This is a genomic window from Armatimonadota bacterium, assembly GCA_017303935.1.
In the GTDB taxonomy this organism is placed as follows: domain Bacteria; phylum Armatimonadota; class Fimbriimonadia; order Fimbriimonadales; family Fimbriimonadaceae; genus JAFLBD01.
Map to the genome: position 1 here is coordinate 528,323 of JAFLBD010000001.1, position 13,837 is coordinate 542,159.

Here is a 13,837-nt window from a genome sequence, read left to right on the forward strand (position 1 = left end):
CATGCCAGTACGACGATTAAAACCAACTTCACCGGGCCGACGGCACATGATTGCGTCGACCTACGAAGAAATCACAAAGAAGAAGCCGGAAAAGAGCCTGACCGTTGCATTGCCAAAGAGTGGCGGTTGCAACAACAAGGGTCGCCGAACGAGCTTTAACAAGGCTGGCGGTAACAAGCGACGCTACCGAATCATCGACTTTAAGCGACAAAAAGATACGCTTGAAGCAACCGTGATCGGTATCGAATACGATCCGAATCGAACCTGCCGAATCGCATTGCTGGAATACAGCGATGGCGAAAAGCGATACATCTTGGCTCCAAAGGGCTTGGTTGATGGCATGAAGGTCATCAGCGGTGAAGGCGCAGACATCCTCCCAGGACACTGCCTTGAACTACGAAACATCCCTCTTGGTACTTTGGTTCACAACGTTGAATTCCAGCCTCAAAAGGGTGGCCAAATGGTCCGCTCCGCCGGTGCTTCCGCACAGGTGATGGCAAAGGAAGGCAACTATGTGACCCTCCGATTGCCATCGGGCGAAATGCGAATGGTCCACTACACTTGCCGAGCAACGGTCGGTGAAGTCGGCAACGCAGAGCACGAGAACGAGCAGATCGGCAAGGCCGGTAAGAACCGAGGACTTGGCCGAAAGCCACACGTCCGTGGTGTTGTCAAATCCCCTCGAGACCATCCCCATGGTGGTGGTGAAGCGAAGTCTCCTGTTGGCCGAAAGAAAGGCCCAGTGGACCGATGGGGCAACAAGGCACTCGGTCGAAGGACTCGCAAGAACAAGCGAACCGATCCGTTCATTGTTCGACGCCGATACAAGAGTTAAGACAATCGTCCTGGGCTGGACAGCTGCTCAGCCCAGGACACTACTACAGAATTTGCAATTACAACGCTAAGAGAAACAGAAACCTAATCTATGGCACGAAGTATTAAAAAAGGGTTCTTTGTAGACGACCACCTGATGAAGAAGGTCGACGCAATGAACGCGTCTGGTGATAAAGGAATGATCAAAACCTGGTCGCGACGTTCCACCATCACTCCAGACATGATTGGTCTCACCATTGCGGTCCACGATGGCCGCAAGCATGTCCCTGTCTTTGTGACAGAAAACATGATTGGACACAAGCTGGGAGAATTCGCTCCGACACGCACCTACAAGGGTCACGGCGGTTCGCTTCCAGATCGGGGGACTCGCCTACGATAGGTTCAAAACTAGCTTCAACACGGGTCGCGCGGGTATCCTTTCGGGTTGCGCCCCGGCTCCAATCGTTGGCTAGTTAGAGGAAAAATTCATGGAAGTACGAGCAGTCGCTAAATATGTAAAGGTTCAACCTCGAAAGGTTCGAATCGTAGCGGACGTGGTCAAGGGTCAGCCAGCTATTTTGGCCGCCGCCAAGCTGCGGTTCCATCCTAGTAAGGGTGCCCGAAGCCTGCGAAAGGTCTTGGTCAGCGCGATCGCGAATGCGGCCGAAAACAACGGAATCAGCGCCGATGCACTGCGCATCCGGTCGATCGCCGTTGACGAAGGGCCAAAGCAAAAGCGAATCACCCAAAAGGCTATGGGCCGCGGTGCGCGCATCGAAAAGAAGACCAGCCACATCACGGTTGTCTTGGAAGACTACGAGCCAAAAACGGTTTCTGCTGGCTCATCCACCAAGGCTAAGCCACGACCAAAGTTTGCTGCACCAAAGAAGGCCAAGGCAGCTAAGGCAGAAAAGGTAGAAGAGGCGCCAGTAGCAGAAGCTGTTGAGGAAGCCCCAGCTGCTGAATCTGCTCCAGAGGCCGAAGCACCACAGGGAGAAGCCACAGAGTAATGGGTCAAAAAATTCATCCAATTGGTTTCCGAATCGGCGTCATCCGCAAAGCGGACAGCAATTGGTTCGCCGACAAGAAGCAATACAAGACTTATCTCAAGTCTGACCGCGATATCCGAAAGGAGATTCAAAAGCGGTTTGGCCTGGGTCTTATCAGCCGAATCGAAATCGAACGAGCTGCCAACCGGATCAAGATCAACATCTTCACCAGTCGGCCAGGCGCGATCATCGGCCGAGGCGGTAAGGGAATTGACGATCTTAGCAACGAACTGAACCGAAGAGTGCGATCTGAAGACCCAACACTCGTCGTTCAAGTCAACGTTACTGAAGTTCGACAACCAGAGCTCGATGCTCAACTGGTCGCAGAAAACGTCGCTGTTCAACTCGAAAAGCGCGTTTCGCACCGACGAGCAATGCGGCAAGCCATGACCCGAGCCGTCCGAATGAATGGCCGCGGTATGAAGATCATGGTCAGCGGACGATTGAACGGTGCTGAAATCGCTCGAACCGAAATGGACAAGGTCGGAAAGGTGCCATTGCACACTCTCCGAGCCGACATCGACTACGGAACCGCGACCGCAACGACCCTTTATGGTTCGATCGGTATCAAGGTCTGGGTCTATAAGGGTGAAGTCCTCCCAGAACGACAGCGCGCTGCTGAAGCTCGCCGCCGAGAAATGGAATCTTTGAAACCAAAAGCAGAGGTGACTGAAAATGTTAATGCCTAAGCGCGTCAAGTACCGAAAGCAACATCGTGGACGAATGCGCGGACAAGCCGTGCGCGGTAACACCATCGCATTTGGCGAATACGCTCTGGTCGCAATGGAACCGGCATGGATCACCAGCCGACAAATTGAAGCCGCTCGTATTGCTATGACCCGTCACATCAAGCGTGGTGGACAAGTCTGGATCCGAGTGTTCCCAGACAAGCCGTTCACCAAAAAGCCGCTTGAGCAACGAATGGGTAAAGGTAAGGCACCGGTCGAAGGATGGGTGTGCGTCGTTAAGCCTGGTCGAGTCATGTTTGAAATGGCTGGCCCCGCTGAAGAAGTCGCAAAGGAAGCTATGCGATTGGCAATGCACAAAATGCCGATTGACTGCAAATTCGTAGTCAAATCCAAGATCAAGGCTGCCGACGGAAGTGTTGATGCAGAAGCCGGAGTGGCAATGACCGCTGGTACCACACCAGAAGTCGTAGCTCCGACAGAAGAGGTCGTTGAGGCGACCAACGAAGAGTAATGAAAGAACTGAAGCCATCCGAATTACGCGAAAAGAGCGTGCCAGAGCTGGAAGAGCTCGTGGCCAAGGAGAAAGCAGCCCTCTATAAGGCGCGACGCGATCTCGTTTTTCGCCAGATGACCGATACCGCAAGCCTCATGGCTCGGCGGCACAACATCGCGCGCATCTTGACGATCATCTCGGAAAAGAAGCGCGGAGGAACTAACTAATGGCGAAGAAAGACGAAAAGAAGGCGCAGGTCGAAGCGACCGTCGAACCACGCGGTCGTCGAAAGACCCGTATCGGCGTTGTCACCAGCACCAAGATGGAAAGGACGGTGGTCATTAAGATCGTTCGTCGTGTCCAACACCCGCTGTATGGCAAGACCGTTCTTCGAACTGAGAAGTTCAAGGCGCACGTCGACGAGTCGATCCTCTCCGGCCCAATTGATGAAGGCGATACCGTGGAAATCATGGAATCACGCCCACTCAGCCGAGAGAAGAACTGGCGCGTCATTCGCATCATCGAAAAGGTGAAGTAAACACCTCGATCAACATTTTTGGCTGGGATTCCATGATGGAAACCCAGTCAGCATAACTGGAAAATAAGTAAGGAGTATTAGCAATGATTCAGCAATTTTCTAGGCTGAAGGTTGCCGACAACAGCGGCGCACGAGAAGTCATGTGTATTCGAGTGCTCAAGGGGTCGCAACCGAGATATGGTGGAGTAGGCGATGTCATCGTGGCATCGGTTAAGTCCGCCACGCCAAACATGCCCATCAAGAAGGGTGATGTCATCAAGGCCGTGATCGTTCGATCAAAGAAGGCTATCCGTCGCGCAGACGGCAGCACACTTCGATTCGACGAGAACGCCTGCGTCGTCATCAACCCAGCCAACCTCGAACCACGCGGTACACGTATCTTCGGCCCCGTCGCTCGCGAACTTCGCGATTCGAACTTCATGAAGATCGTCTCCCTCGCACCGGAGGTGCTCTAAATCCATGCCAACTTTCGCTGAACTCAAAGCGGCTACCAAGCCTGTAAAGCTCAAGATCCGAAAGGGTGATCAAGTCATGATCATCGCTGGCAAAGACAAGGGCCAAACCGGAACCGTCGTTGCTGTCAGCCCAAAGGAAATGAAAGTGCTCGTCGCACAGCCAGATCCAGAGAATGACGGTCAATGGTTGCCGCTCAACGCGCAAACCAAGCACTACAAGGCAAAGCGACAAGGCGAGCGATCGGTACGATTCAAGAAGCCTGGCCCAATCCATATCAGCAACGTCATGGTGCTTGATCCAGAAACTGGCAAGCCAACCCGAGTGGGTCGACGTGTTGAAAAGGACAAGCTCGTTCGGTATGCCAAGAAGTCAAACAAGACCATCAAGGATACGGTGGATGCCGATCTCGTGGCTCGACGCGAACAGGAGAAGAAGGCCTAAGCCCATTCACGGCTAGGTAGGAGAATTCTATGGCACGAAAAGAAAAAGAACTTGCACAAAGTGGCAAGCTGCCCGCTCCGCGACTTCGAGCGCAGTACAAGGACAAAGTGATGCCAAAGCTCATGGAGAAGTTTGGCTACAGCTCTGTTATGCAGGCACCAAAGATCGAGAAGATCGTCATCAATATGGGCGTTAAGGCGACCGATGACAAGCACCTCGAGAACTGCGTCCGCGACATGACCATCATCAGCGGTCAAAAGCCGGTGGTCACGACTGCACGAAAGGCTGTTTCGAACTTTAAGCTTCGAGAAGCGATGAAGATTGGATGCAAGGTCACCCTTCGAGGCGACCGCGCTCTGCACTTCTTCGACAAGCTCGCCACGGTGGTTCTGCCACGAATCCGCGACTTCCAGGGTCTCAATCCGAACAGCTTTGACGGTCGAGGCAATTACGGCCTCGGTCTGAAGGAGCAGCTCGTTTTCCCTGAGATTTCGTACGATTCATTCGACCGAATTCGAGGAATGGACATCGTGATTTGCACCACTGCAAAGAACGACGAAGAAGCCCGGTTCTTGCTAAAGGAACTTGGTCTCCCACTCCGCGAGAAGTAAGAACACACTTCACTCTAATACTCCGATAAAGCCCCGCAGGATTTTCCTGTGGGGCTTTTCTTTTAGCAACTATACAGGCGCACTTGGCAACAAAAAAATCCCCCAGCCCGAAGGCTGAGGGATCATCGCTCTCACCTAATGGTGATTACGGGGTGGTGATGTCCAGATTTCGAGTGATGTCGAAGGTCTGGGTTGCGCCACCAGCAGTTCCTGTCCAGGATCCGCTTACTCGCATCGAAGCAGTCATTGTGCCCGAAGCGGTAGGAGTGATCACGTAGGTCAGGTTGTTCAATGGCGGGAAGTTGATGTTGCCTGCACCGCTAGAAAGGATGGTTCCAGTCTTGGTGGAGTAGGTCAATTCAGATCCCGAGATTGCGTGGCCGAACGAGTCGCTGAAGCTCACTGTCACCGTTTGGCCAGTACCTGCAGTACCAGTCAGACCGGTCGAAGTTGGCGATGGGCTGACAAGCATCTTCGCTGGAACGCCATAGACATCTACTGTCAAGGTGTTCGAGGTGACCGAGCCAGAAGTTGCAGTTACCGTGAATTGGCCTGCGTTGGAACCAGCTGTGATTGAAGCGGTTAGACCAGTAGGTCCGGAGAATCCGGCGTTGCTTTGAGATCGAACGCTAGTGTCATCAGCATTACCTGCAGTGAACGGAAGCGTTGGGCCGGCTCCGTCTGGATCGGCTGGAACGTTGTTCAGTGTCCACGAGTTGATCGTTGGAATGGTTACGCTCTGAGCATCGACGTCTTGTGCGTCGGTAACTCGGAACTGACCCGAGCCAGAGCTTGGGCTGGTTGTTCCTGTATCCATTCGCGAAACGCCTGCGATAGTCAAGCTGTTCAGCGGACGAGTGATCGTCACCTTCTTTGTACCATTGATATTCGTACCAGCAAGAACGTCAACCTTCACGCCGTCGGCATACTTGATGTTCAACGAATTAAATGCGGAGTTTCCAGCTGCTGGAGTTGGAGTATTGAAGGTGGCGGAGAAGTTGCCTGCGCCGTCGGTCGTTGCCGATGGCGAAGTCAGGATCGTGCCAGCTGCTGCCGATGGGTATGTACCACCAGAGAAAACTGCCGACCCGGTTGCTCGTGCATCTCGAACTTTCCAAGTGATCGTCTGGTTTGGTACCGCAATTCCTCGACCGTTGTTCAATACACCTGCGATCGCTGCTGTGTTAGCGCCACCAGAGACTGGCCAAACCAGAGTGGCTGGGTCAGATGGAGCGGAGAACACTGCGGCGAAGTTTGCGGTGTTACCGTAGCTGTAAACGGTGCTGTAGTTGACGGTCATTCCTGGAGCGTCAGGCGACGAGAAGGTCAGGTCAACCTGTGCACCTTCTACACCACCGCCAGCAACGGCAATCTTGCTCGAAGCAAAGCTCACAGCAGTTGCAGTTGGTCCGGATGGCGATGCATCAGCAACGCTAAAGGTTGTGCCAGGGATCAGGACGCCGTTTGCATCATAGAGAAGCACTGCGACATCGTATTGATCGCCAGCCGAGCTCGAAGGGCAAAGTCCTGCGTCACCCGATGCACTGCCGATGATGTCGCCAGGAGCGCCAAATCGGAAGTTCTCGTCGGAGCCGTAGAATGAGCTTGGGTCCTTGATCAGAACCTTCATCGAAGCAGGTGCGCCTGGAGTGTAGGTACCTGGAGCGTTGTAGCTCAATGCAAGTACGGTGTTAGCCGTGCCTGCCATCGAGAAGGATGGAGACGAGCCATCGATCTTGTTTTCGCCAGAAAGTTGCAAGCCGCTGAACGAGAGCGAGCAGGTAGGAGTTCCCGAAGAAATCGAGGTGACATTAGCCACAATCGCGTTGCCGCTGGCCATGTTGAAAGCCTCGCTATCCGCATCTCGAGTGATCGTTCCGTCAGCCACCGAGAGAGTGACAGTACCGGCGGTTGGTGCCGCGTACCCGCTTGGAGCGGTCGAAGAAGGAACAACGATCACGGTTGGTGTTGTGTTAGGAACCGTATTTTGTCGAACGTAAACGTACCCTGCGACGACTCGTGTAGCTGTATTGCCGACAGGAGCCGCATCGCTGCTACCGCCACAACCAACCATCACAGAACCGGTCGCGACAGCGACGCTACTCAATAAAAATATTCTGCGCATTTTAATTTCTCCGAGAAGTGCTCCGCTCTGGCTTTCCATCTTGGACAGCACAAAACAAAGCGACGAACACTAGACCCAGTATACAAGGATTACCCCAGTATTCTTATGAGGAATTTACCTCAATTGAACCTAGGCTAGTGGTCACTATGATTCAAGACGCAGCACTAGGTTCAAACGCACCAGAGTTGTACGGGGATTTTAGCCTCGAAAGCCGTTCACAACTGAGGTCAATCCGTTCAGGATGAACTGAACTCCGATCACTGCTGTCAGCAAGGTCATGACGGAACTCAATGCATGCTCGCCAGCCTTCCCGAGCATTCGAATGACTCGTGGCGAGGCTGCCAGAATGACGAATGTTGAACCTGCCAGTCCGAGAATCGCCACCAACAGTGCCATTTGTTCTGTGTGATGCTGGGCTTGGCCCGCCAAAACCATGACGCTCGAAAGCGCGCCTGCGCCAGCGAGCAACGGAATCCCGATTGGTACGATTGCGACATCACCACCACTCTGCTGAACCTCTTCGTCCTTAGCGCCATTCATCGTGCGGAGCGAACTTAGCAACAAGATCAGCCCGCCAACGATTTGAAAGGCAGGAACAGTGATCCCGAAGAATGCGAAGATCGCGCGGCCAGCGACGCTGAACAGCACCAGTGCAATGAGGGTCACCAACGAGGCTCTCAAAGCAATTTGTCGTCTTCGATCAGCTTCGCTAGCGGTGATGGCAACAAAAATCGGCGCAGCCGACAGTGGGTTCACCATCGCAAAGAGCGTGCTAAACGCCAGAATGCCGAACTCAAGAGGAAATTTCATCGAGAATTCCCCCTCCGGATGGGATCGGAATGTGCGTCGTGGACTTGGCGCTTGAAAGCACGAATGTGGTGTTTAACCGCTGCACTCCATCGAGGTTCGAAAGCTCTTCAAGCAAAAACTTCTCGTAGGCTCGAGTGCTTGGCGCAACAATCTTGAGGAGGTAGTCCTCATTTCCAGCGATATGGTGCACTTCCACCACGTTTTTGAACTGACAGACTCGATCCAAGAACTCACGAGATTCCTTCGATCCGTGAGATTTCATGATCACCGCAACGAATACCGTCACGTCCATTCCGATGCTCTCGCGATCGATCAAGGCGGTGTAACCCGTGATGAAGCCTTGTGCTTCGAGCTTGTTCACCCGGGCAAGCGTTGGCGCAGGAGTCAAGCCGATTTTCTGCGCGAGTTCGACATTGGTCATCCGACCATCTGCCTGAAGCGCTTCCAAAATTTTCCTATCCATTTCGTCCAACATATTGATATTATATGCTGTTGGATGACGAAATATCAGCTAAAAATTGCGGATTGGGACTATTGTCCGATATTTACACTGGCTTTTTGCTTCTCAGACGATCCGAATATTCTTTGCGAAATTTGGCGACTTTTGGTGCAATTACCGCACTGCAATAGCCGGCGTTCATTGTTATCTTTTGCAGTGCGCCCGCATTTTCAAATCTTTCAAAGTAGTTCAAATGCTCCGGTTCCGCAACAAAAAACTCCGAAAGTGGCTCAAGCGTGGTGACGATGGGCTGATCAAAGATCGCTTCACGAGTGAGTTCGTTGATGACTTCTATGGCGAGCTGCTTGTCGGCGTCGTTGGCATAGAAAATTGCTGATCGGTACTGAGTGCCGACGTCTCCGCCTTGACGATTGAGGGAAGTTGGGTCGTGAGTGACAAAGAAGATTCGCAATAGATCGGCGCGCGATACGACAGTTGGGTCGAATTCGATGCGGACACCTTCTGCGTGTCCCGTAGTCCCAGAGCAAACTTGCTTATAAGTCGGGTTCGGAAGGCTACCACCGGTGTAGCCGCTCTCGACCTTGTGAACGCCATTCAACTCAACAAAAATCGCCTCAGTGCACCAAAAGCATCCCGCGGCGACAACCAACGTTTCCATGGCAGGTTCTACGCTGAGATTAGAACTAATTACGGCGGGCGGATTTGCGATTCGCCAAGAATCCGCGGAGGAGGGTGAGGCCGAATAGAACCATGGATGCCGCTTCAGCCTTACCCGTAAACGCCGAAACGAGCGAATTGACATTGGTCGCGACGCCGGACGCCTCGCCGCCCACCTTGGTCGTGACTTTATGGACTTCGGTCACAAGGCCTTCCACCTTCTCAGACACTTTCTCGACCTTAGCAGAGAGTAACCGGATTTGCGCGTTCAGGGAGTTGACCGCTGCCATTAGCTTGATCAACAGCGCAATGAGCACCAAAAAGCACAGCGTGCCGAGCACAAAGAAAATGCCGGAAACGACGTACCACCACTCAGGAGCATGTTCCATTACTGATTCCAAATTACCCGGAGTCTAAATCGATCCGCCGACAAACGTCTGAACTGAACTCGGCGGCAGCACCGCTGATAACTTGTATTCGCCTTCTTTTGCTTGGACAGAATTGCCACCCCAATCGAGTGTCGATCCCCATAGCCCCCGAACGGTGAGCTGAATGGCGATTGACTTATCGGCTGGGTTTTCGATGGTGAGCTTGAACCAAGACTTTTGAATGTCAAGTTCAAGTTCAAGAATTTTGCCAAAACTCGCTTCAAACTCGGCGCCGATCTGCCGCAATACCACCCGCCGGCCGACACCGTCCCACGGTTGCACTTTGTAGCTATTCTCATCCGATTGGAAGTGGCACCCAAAAGTGAATACGCCTTCTTTTCCGGCTGGCAAAACGTATGCGCCTACTTCCTGAATGTAGTGGTAGTAGCCAATCCCGGAAGTTCCAGTGTAGGGGTTGTATCCAAAATGCTTGCTGCTAGGATCAGGGCAGTAGCACATGCTCGCAGCGCCATCGCCGCGAACAAGAGCCCACGGACCCAGCATCCCGCCAAAGGCAATTCGCATATAGACATCAGGAAGAGCAAGGTAGTCCCGATCTAGTCCGTGGAAGAAGCTCAGCGCGTTCGGTATGTTGGTGTGTCCAAGGCAAGTTTCCCCTCGGTCGATCAGAGCATTCTTCCAAGTTATGTCGGTCCCGTCCCAACTCCTCTTGTCGCTGCCGTACCACCACCAGCTTGGTGCCAATGAGCGCGCCGCAAACGAACACCGGAGGGTCCGTTCCATATGTTCGTCATCGTCCAGCACAAGGCCGGCAGTGTAAACCGCTTCAAATCCGCTTGTATCCAGCACCGATTCCCCAGCATAGGGGTATTGAAGTTTGACCATCTCACTGGCCTTCTGTGTGACGTGCTGCTCGAGCTTCAGGAACAGGTTGTCCATTCCTTCTTCGGTCAAGTCTTCGAGGATTCGGTAGACCCGCGGATATCCCAAAATTCCGACAGAATGGATGTAGTTTCTCCATCCAAACTGGAACATTGCGAGTGCAGTCTCGGCTGCACGAATCAAATATTTTTCAGGGCGATGCTTGGTATCACCCGATGCCTTTGCGATTTGGTAGAGCGTGTGATGCAGCGCAAACACGGGCGGGTAAGTCATTGGACGACCAAAGTAGCTTGCGAGCTTTCCGTTTTCCGCTAGCACGCTACCGACAGACATATCGCCCGGATTTTGTACTACTTTGAGCAAGAATTCATCTACATAGGCGTCTAGAATCTTGATTTCTTCGGATGATGGATAAAGTGAATTCTTCGCCGCCAAAAAGAGCGCATCGCTGACGGAACACTCGATTGCAGAAGTACCTTTCGAGTACTCATCGAAGTTCGTATATGCCTCCCCGGAGTTTGTTTGGATCTGCACGATCGCGTGATTCAGGGGAGAAGACCCGTCGCGGCAAACTTGGTTTTGGACGATGTAATCCGCCCTTCGTTTGATGAGTTTGTCGATCGGCTCCGTGAACATCAAATGAACGTGACTATGCCGCCCAAAGCTATCCTCGAACGTCACTCTTGCGCGGCCAGGCTCCTTCGGTTTGACGAAGCAAAAGCCGCCTTCCTCATCTTCATCAGTTTGGATTTCGGCATCCCGGCTGACAAACCAACGCTTTGGAACTGCACCCTGCACTTCAACCGCGATTCCAACATCCGCCGGAGCCACCGCGCTGGGGAGAACACGGATCGCCGGTCGTCCGAGTGCGGTCATGGCCAGATTCACGCCGTCCTCGCGATCTCTTTCGGTCGGCACAAAGAGCACCTTAAAGGTTCGCCGGTCACCCGGTTCCAAGATCAAACTGGTGTGGTCGTTCCACCATCGGGGCCAACCTTCACGCTCGACGGTCGCGCGGCTGTAGGCATAGACGACAGGAATGCCTTCCCATTGATGAGGCGTGGTTAGGCTGCTCGGAATCGAGGAGCAGAATTCCCATCCTCGATCATCTCCAGGGCAAACAAGGAGTCCTGGCGGCTCGCTCGTCATCCGCTGAGCATAGACATAGCTCGCGGCGCCTCCGATATATTTGTGTACATATAGGCGCGAATTCCATAACTTTTTGAGCTGCTCGTCGTTCCAGCCGAATCCGTCATAGAAATTGTTCAGCGCCAGCGGAAATCCAAGTTCGCCGATTTCAACTGATATTTTCCCGCGGTTCCGAACCTCAATTTCCCAGACAACTTGAGGAATTGGTCCGCTTTGTTCATAGAACTTTCCGGTGACCTGGATATCGCTGATCAATGGAAAATCGTATTCAAAAGTTAAAGGAATCGCGCTAAAGGTGTCTTCATCGTCACTTGGGAGGGAAGTGTTAGAGGCACTGTTACGACTAAAAACCCAATGGTCCTCTGGCCCGGTTCTTACCCCCAACAAGATTGTCCCTGGAAGCAAGTCTTCAGATGTTTCTTCGCCAAATGGAATTGGCGGGAGAATGAACTGGAACTCCTCCCCTTCCTCCGGTAGCACGGGGTCTGCCGCCCAAAGCTGACTGATCCGGCCGCTCTGACCAAACTCCATCGAGATAAGGCTGCCGGAGAGTTCGGACCGGTCGTCGGAGAAGTCTTCCATTGTGGACAGAGTTTACACGCGGAATCTGATCGCGCAAGGGGTCAGCGTGCTTTCTTCAACAAAGTGAATGCCGCGTAAAATTCGAGTGCGGCAAAAATCCCGAGCAGCAATGCCAAATGCCTGCGCCCGGCATCAGTTGTGAGCATGAGCCCGTACGAGGCAGTGACGATGCCAAACAGCATCAAAGCTTGCCCTAAAAACACACGAACATTTCCGACTTTCATCGCATCACCCTCGTTGTGAAATAGGCTCCGATCAACATGTCCATGATGCCCACAGCAACAAGGAACTGACCCATCATTTGCTGCTGATTCATCAATAACACGACACCGACGATGGCGAAAATCAGCCCAATCACCATCAACGCGAGAATCGCGACCGGACTCATGCCAGTTCTCATTGAAGCACCTTGATCGGGGTTTGGGTCGTCTCCGAAGTTGGCTCAGTCCAAATCCCGTCCGCCTTGAGCAATGCGATCAATTCGGCAACACCGTTTTCTTGAGGGATGCCGTGCTTGACCGGCTCGCGCTTTCGATAGAGGGTGATCTTGCCTCCAGCCGCGCCAACATAGCCGTAGTCTGCATCAGCCATTTCTCCAGGCCCGTTGACAATGCAGCCCATCACAGCGATATCCAAACCGACCAGGTGTTTGGTGGCTTCCCGAACTTCGCGAAGCACAGTAGGAAGGTTGAATTTCGTCCGTCCGCAACTGGGGCAAGCGATGTACTCGACCTTGGTCTTTCGAAGTCCAAGGGATTGCAAAATGTCGTAGCAGACCGGAATTTCCGCGACTGGATCTTCACTCAGGGATACGCGAATCGTGTCCCCGATCCCCTCCATAAGTAGCGTTGCGATCCCCGCAGTGGACTTGATTCGAGCGTAGTCGCCATCACCTGCTTCGGTCACTCCGAGGTGAATCGGATAATCCATGCCCTCCTCGTCGAGCCGGGCCGCCAGAATTCGATTTGCCGCCACCATTACAGGAACCCTGCTGGCCTTGACCGAGATATTGAGATTTTCGTATCCGTGCTTGCGGCAGAGCTTGAGATACTCCATGGCGCTTTCAACCATGCCAGCCGGAGTGTCGCCGTAAGTCACCAGGATCCGTTCGGACAATGAACCGTGGTTCGTGCCAATCCGCATGGCGATGTCGCGCTTCTTGCAGGCTTCAATCACGGGGACGAGAGATTCTTCAATTGCATCAATCTCATCGCGCCATTCCGCATCCGAATAGGCGAGTTCTGCACGAAGCTCATCGACACCCTTTTCTTCTGCTCGGCCGCGAAGGTCCAGGCTCTCTGCGCCAACAGCAGAAGATCGGCTGCCATGGCGTTTGAATACGAAAAGTCCAGGATTGAGCCGCACTTCATCCACGTATTTGGCGGCTTCCACGGCGATATCAGATCCTTGATGGTGGACATCCGCTGTCAGTGGAACGGCTTTGTATTGTTCGCGAACTTTGGCAGAAATCTCGCCCAGGCAAGCGGCCTCGCCCAAGGTAGGGGTGGTAACTCGAACGAGTTCGCAACCGACTTTGTGCAACGCGATGATCTCTTCGACGCAGGCTTCGATGTTGCGGGTCTCTTCCGTGATCATCGACTGCACCAAGATGGGGTGGTCGCCGCCCATCCAGACGTCACCCACCCGGACTGCGCGGGTTTTACGGCGGGGAAAACTGCCAGTGAAACTCATG

19 protein-coding genes are annotated in these 13,837 nt (G+C 53.2%); 10 read left to right on the forward strand and 9 right to left on the reverse strand.

All coding sequences use genetic code 11. The annotated features are described in order from the left end of the window. Position 1: 1 nt before the first annotated feature. The 10 genes from rplB to rplE all read left to right on the forward strand — a co-directional run bounded on the left by rplB (position 2) and on the right by rplE (position 5,090). Complete coding sequence (gene rplB / locus J0L72_02465; protein MBN8689637.1) at positions 2 to 835, forward strand: 50S ribosomal protein L2; 834 nt, start codon at positions 2 to 4, stop codon at positions 833 to 835. Positions 836 to 925: 90 nt separating this feature from the next. Beyond that, the gene (gene rpsS / locus J0L72_02470) at positions 926 to 1,213 is read left to right on the forward strand and encodes a 30S ribosomal protein S19 (protein MBN8689638.1); all 288 of its coding nucleotides are present in this window, start codon (positions 926 to 928) and stop codon (positions 1,211 to 1,213) included. An 88-nt stretch (positions 1,214 to 1,301) separates the two neighbouring features. Continuing rightward, complete coding sequence (gene rplV / locus J0L72_02475) at positions 1,302 to 1,823, forward strand: 50S ribosomal protein L22 (GenBank protein ID MBN8689639.1); 522 nt, start codon at positions 1,302 to 1,304, stop codon at positions 1,821 to 1,823. Continuing rightward, positions 1,823 to 2,551 (forward strand): 30S ribosomal protein S3, encoded by a 729-nt coding sequence (gene rpsC / locus J0L72_02480; GenBank protein ID MBN8689640.1) that lies wholly within the window; start codon positions 1,823 to 1,825, stop codon positions 2,549 to 2,551. Before rplV ends, rpsC begins: the two co-directional genes overlap by 1 nt. Next, the gene (gene rplP / locus J0L72_02485; protein MBN8689641.1) at positions 2,538 to 3,062 is read left to right on the forward strand and encodes a 50S ribosomal protein L16; all 525 of its coding nucleotides are present in this window, start codon (positions 2,538 to 2,540) and stop codon (positions 3,060 to 3,062) included. The genes rpsC and rplP overlap by 14 nt, the downstream gene beginning before the upstream one ends. After that, positions 3,062 to 3,271, forward strand: a complete 210-nt coding sequence (gene rpmC, locus J0L72_02490) for a 50S ribosomal protein L29 (GenBank protein ID MBN8689642.1) — start codon at positions 3,062 to 3,064, stop codon at positions 3,269 to 3,271. Before rplP ends, rpmC begins: the two co-directional genes overlap by 1 nt. Continuing rightward, a complete protein-coding gene (gene rpsQ / locus J0L72_02495; protein ID MBN8689643.1) occupies positions 3,271 to 3,582 on the forward strand; it encodes a 30S ribosomal protein S17 in 312 nt (103 codons plus the stop codon). The genes rpmC and rpsQ overlap by 1 nt, the downstream gene beginning before the upstream one ends. Positions 3,583 to 3,665: 83 nt before the next feature. Further along, complete coding sequence (rplN, locus tag J0L72_02500; protein ID MBN8689644.1) at positions 3,666 to 4,037, forward strand: 50S ribosomal protein L14; 372 nt, start codon at positions 3,666 to 3,668, stop codon at positions 4,035 to 4,037. Positions 4,038 to 4,041: 4 nt separating this feature from the next. Next, positions 4,042 to 4,479 carry a 50S ribosomal protein L24 gene (gene rplX / locus J0L72_02505; GenBank protein MBN8689645.1) on the forward strand — a complete coding sequence of 146 codons (438 nt, stop codon included), beginning with the start codon at positions 4,042 to 4,044 and terminating at the stop codon, positions 4,477 to 4,479. 29 nt (positions 4,480 to 4,508) lie between these two features. Continuing rightward, the gene (gene rplE, locus J0L72_02510) at positions 4,509 to 5,090 is read left to right on the forward strand and encodes a 50S ribosomal protein L5 (protein MBN8689646.1); all 582 of its coding nucleotides are present in this window, start codon (positions 4,509 to 4,511) and stop codon (positions 5,088 to 5,090) included. Positions 5,091 to 5,235: 145 nt separating this feature from the next. Here rplE and J0L72_02515 read toward each other — a convergent pair whose 3' ends face one another. From J0L72_02515 to ispG, 9 genes are all read right to left on the reverse strand, one after another. Next, on the reverse strand, positions 5,236 to 7,197 hold the full coding sequence (locus tag J0L72_02515) for a hypothetical protein (GenBank protein ID MBN8689647.1): 1,962 nt from the start codon (positions 7,195 to 7,197) through the stop codon (positions 5,236 to 5,238). 216 nt (positions 7,198 to 7,413) lie between these two features. Then, positions 7,414 to 8,025 (reverse strand): MarC family protein, encoded by a 612-nt coding sequence (locus J0L72_02520; protein ID MBN8689648.1) that lies wholly within the window; start codon positions 8,023 to 8,025, stop codon positions 7,414 to 7,416. Then, positions 8,009 to 8,488, reverse strand: coding sequence for an Lrp/AsnC family transcriptional regulator (locus tag J0L72_02525; GenBank protein ID MBN8689649.1), 480 nt, complete (start codon positions 8,486 to 8,488; stop codon positions 8,009 to 8,011). Before J0L72_02525 ends, J0L72_02520 begins: the two co-directional genes overlap by 17 nt. A gap of 82 nt (positions 8,489 to 8,570) precedes the next feature. Continuing rightward, the gene (gene msrA, locus J0L72_02530; GenBank protein MBN8689650.1) at positions 8,571 to 9,143 is read right to left on the reverse strand and encodes a peptide-methionine (S)-S-oxide reductase MsrA; all 573 of its coding nucleotides are present in this window, start codon (positions 9,141 to 9,143) and stop codon (positions 8,571 to 8,573) included. A 25-nt stretch (positions 9,144 to 9,168) separates the two neighbouring features. Next, positions 9,169 to 9,531, reverse strand: coding sequence for a hypothetical protein (locus J0L72_02535; GenBank protein MBN8689651.1), 363 nt, complete (start codon positions 9,529 to 9,531; stop codon positions 9,169 to 9,171). Positions 9,532 to 9,555: 24 nt separating this feature from the next. Beyond that, complete coding sequence (locus tag J0L72_02540) at positions 9,556 to 12,144, reverse strand: hypothetical protein (GenBank protein ID MBN8689652.1); 2,589 nt, start codon at positions 12,142 to 12,144, stop codon at positions 9,556 to 9,558. Positions 12,145 to 12,185: 41 nt separating this feature from the next. After that, positions 12,186 to 12,368 carry a hypothetical protein gene (locus J0L72_02545; GenBank protein ID MBN8689653.1) on the reverse strand — a complete coding sequence of 61 codons (183 nt, stop codon included), beginning with the start codon at positions 12,366 to 12,368 and terminating at the stop codon, positions 12,186 to 12,188. Beyond that, positions 12,365 to 12,544, reverse strand: a complete 180-nt coding sequence (locus tag J0L72_02550) for a hypothetical protein (GenBank protein ID MBN8689654.1) — start codon at positions 12,542 to 12,544, stop codon at positions 12,365 to 12,367. Before J0L72_02550 ends, J0L72_02545 begins: the two co-directional genes overlap by 4 nt. After that, on the reverse strand, positions 12,541 to 13,836 hold the full coding sequence (ispG, locus tag J0L72_02555) for a (E)-4-hydroxy-3-methylbut-2-enyl-diphosphate synthase (protein ID MBN8689655.1): 1,296 nt from the start codon (positions 13,834 to 13,836) through the stop codon (positions 12,541 to 12,543). Before ispG ends, J0L72_02550 begins: the two co-directional genes overlap by 4 nt. Position 13,837: the final 1 nt, after the last annotated feature.

Excerpts from the sequence above, each read along its gene's own strand:
- rplE (MBN8689646.1), top strand. The coding sequence starts at position 4,509 with ATGGCACGAAAAGAAAAAGAACTTGCACAAAGTGGCAAGCTGCCCGCT.
- rpsS (MBN8689638.1), top strand. The coding sequence starts at position 926 with ATGGCACGAAGTATTAAAAAAGGGTTCTTTGTAGACGACCACCTGATG.
- ispG (MBN8689655.1), bottom strand. The coding sequence starts at position 13,836 with ATGAGTTTCACTGGCAGTTTTCCCCGCCGTAAAACCCGCGCAGTCCGG.
- rplP (MBN8689641.1), top strand. The coding sequence starts at position 2,538 with ATGTTAATGCCTAAGCGCGTCAAGTACCGAAAGCAACATCGTGGACGA.
- J0L72_02535 (MBN8689651.1), bottom strand. The coding sequence starts at position 9,531 with ATGGAACATGCTCCTGAGTGGTGGTACGTCGTTTCCGGCATTTTCTTT.
- rplB (MBN8689637.1), top strand. The coding sequence starts at position 2 with ATGCCAGTACGACGATTAAAACCAACTTCACCGGGCCGACGGCACATG.
- msrA (MBN8689650.1), bottom strand. The coding sequence starts at position 9,143 with ATGGAAACGTTGGTTGTCGCCGCGGGATGCTTTTGGTGCACTGAGGCG.
- rplN (MBN8689644.1), top strand. The coding sequence starts at position 3,666 with ATGATTCAGCAATTTTCTAGGCTGAAGGTTGCCGACAACAGCGGCGCA.
- J0L72_02550 (MBN8689654.1), bottom strand. The coding sequence starts at position 12,544 with ATGAGAACTGGCATGAGTCCGGTCGCGATTCTCGCGTTGATGGTGATT.
- rpmC (MBN8689642.1), top strand. The coding sequence starts at position 3,062 with ATGAAAGAACTGAAGCCATCCGAATTACGCGAAAAGAGCGTGCCAGAG.
- rplV (MBN8689639.1), top strand. The coding sequence starts at position 1,302 with ATGGAAGTACGAGCAGTCGCTAAATATGTAAAGGTTCAACCTCGAAAG.
- rplX (MBN8689645.1), top strand. The coding sequence starts at position 4,042 with ATGCCAACTTTCGCTGAACTCAAAGCGGCTACCAAGCCTGTAAAGCTC.
- J0L72_02520 (MBN8689648.1), bottom strand. The coding sequence starts at position 8,025 with ATGAAATTTCCTCTTGAGTTCGGCATTCTGGCGTTTAGCACGCTCTTT.
- rpsC (MBN8689640.1), top strand. The coding sequence starts at position 1,823 with ATGGGTCAAAAAATTCATCCAATTGGTTTCCGAATCGGCGTCATCCGC.
- rpsQ (MBN8689643.1), top strand. The coding sequence starts at position 3,271 with ATGGCGAAGAAAGACGAAAAGAAGGCGCAGGTCGAAGCGACCGTCGAA.
- J0L72_02525 (MBN8689649.1), bottom strand. The coding sequence starts at position 8,488 with ATGGATAGGAAAATTTTGGAAGCGCTTCAGGCAGATGGTCGGATGACC.
- J0L72_02545 (MBN8689653.1), bottom strand. The coding sequence starts at position 12,368 with ATGAAAGTCGGAAATGTTCGTGTGTTTTTAGGGCAAGCTTTGATGCTG.
- J0L72_02540 (MBN8689652.1), bottom strand. The coding sequence starts at position 12,144 with ATGGAAGACTTCTCCGACGACCGGTCCGAACTCTCCGGCAGCCTTATC.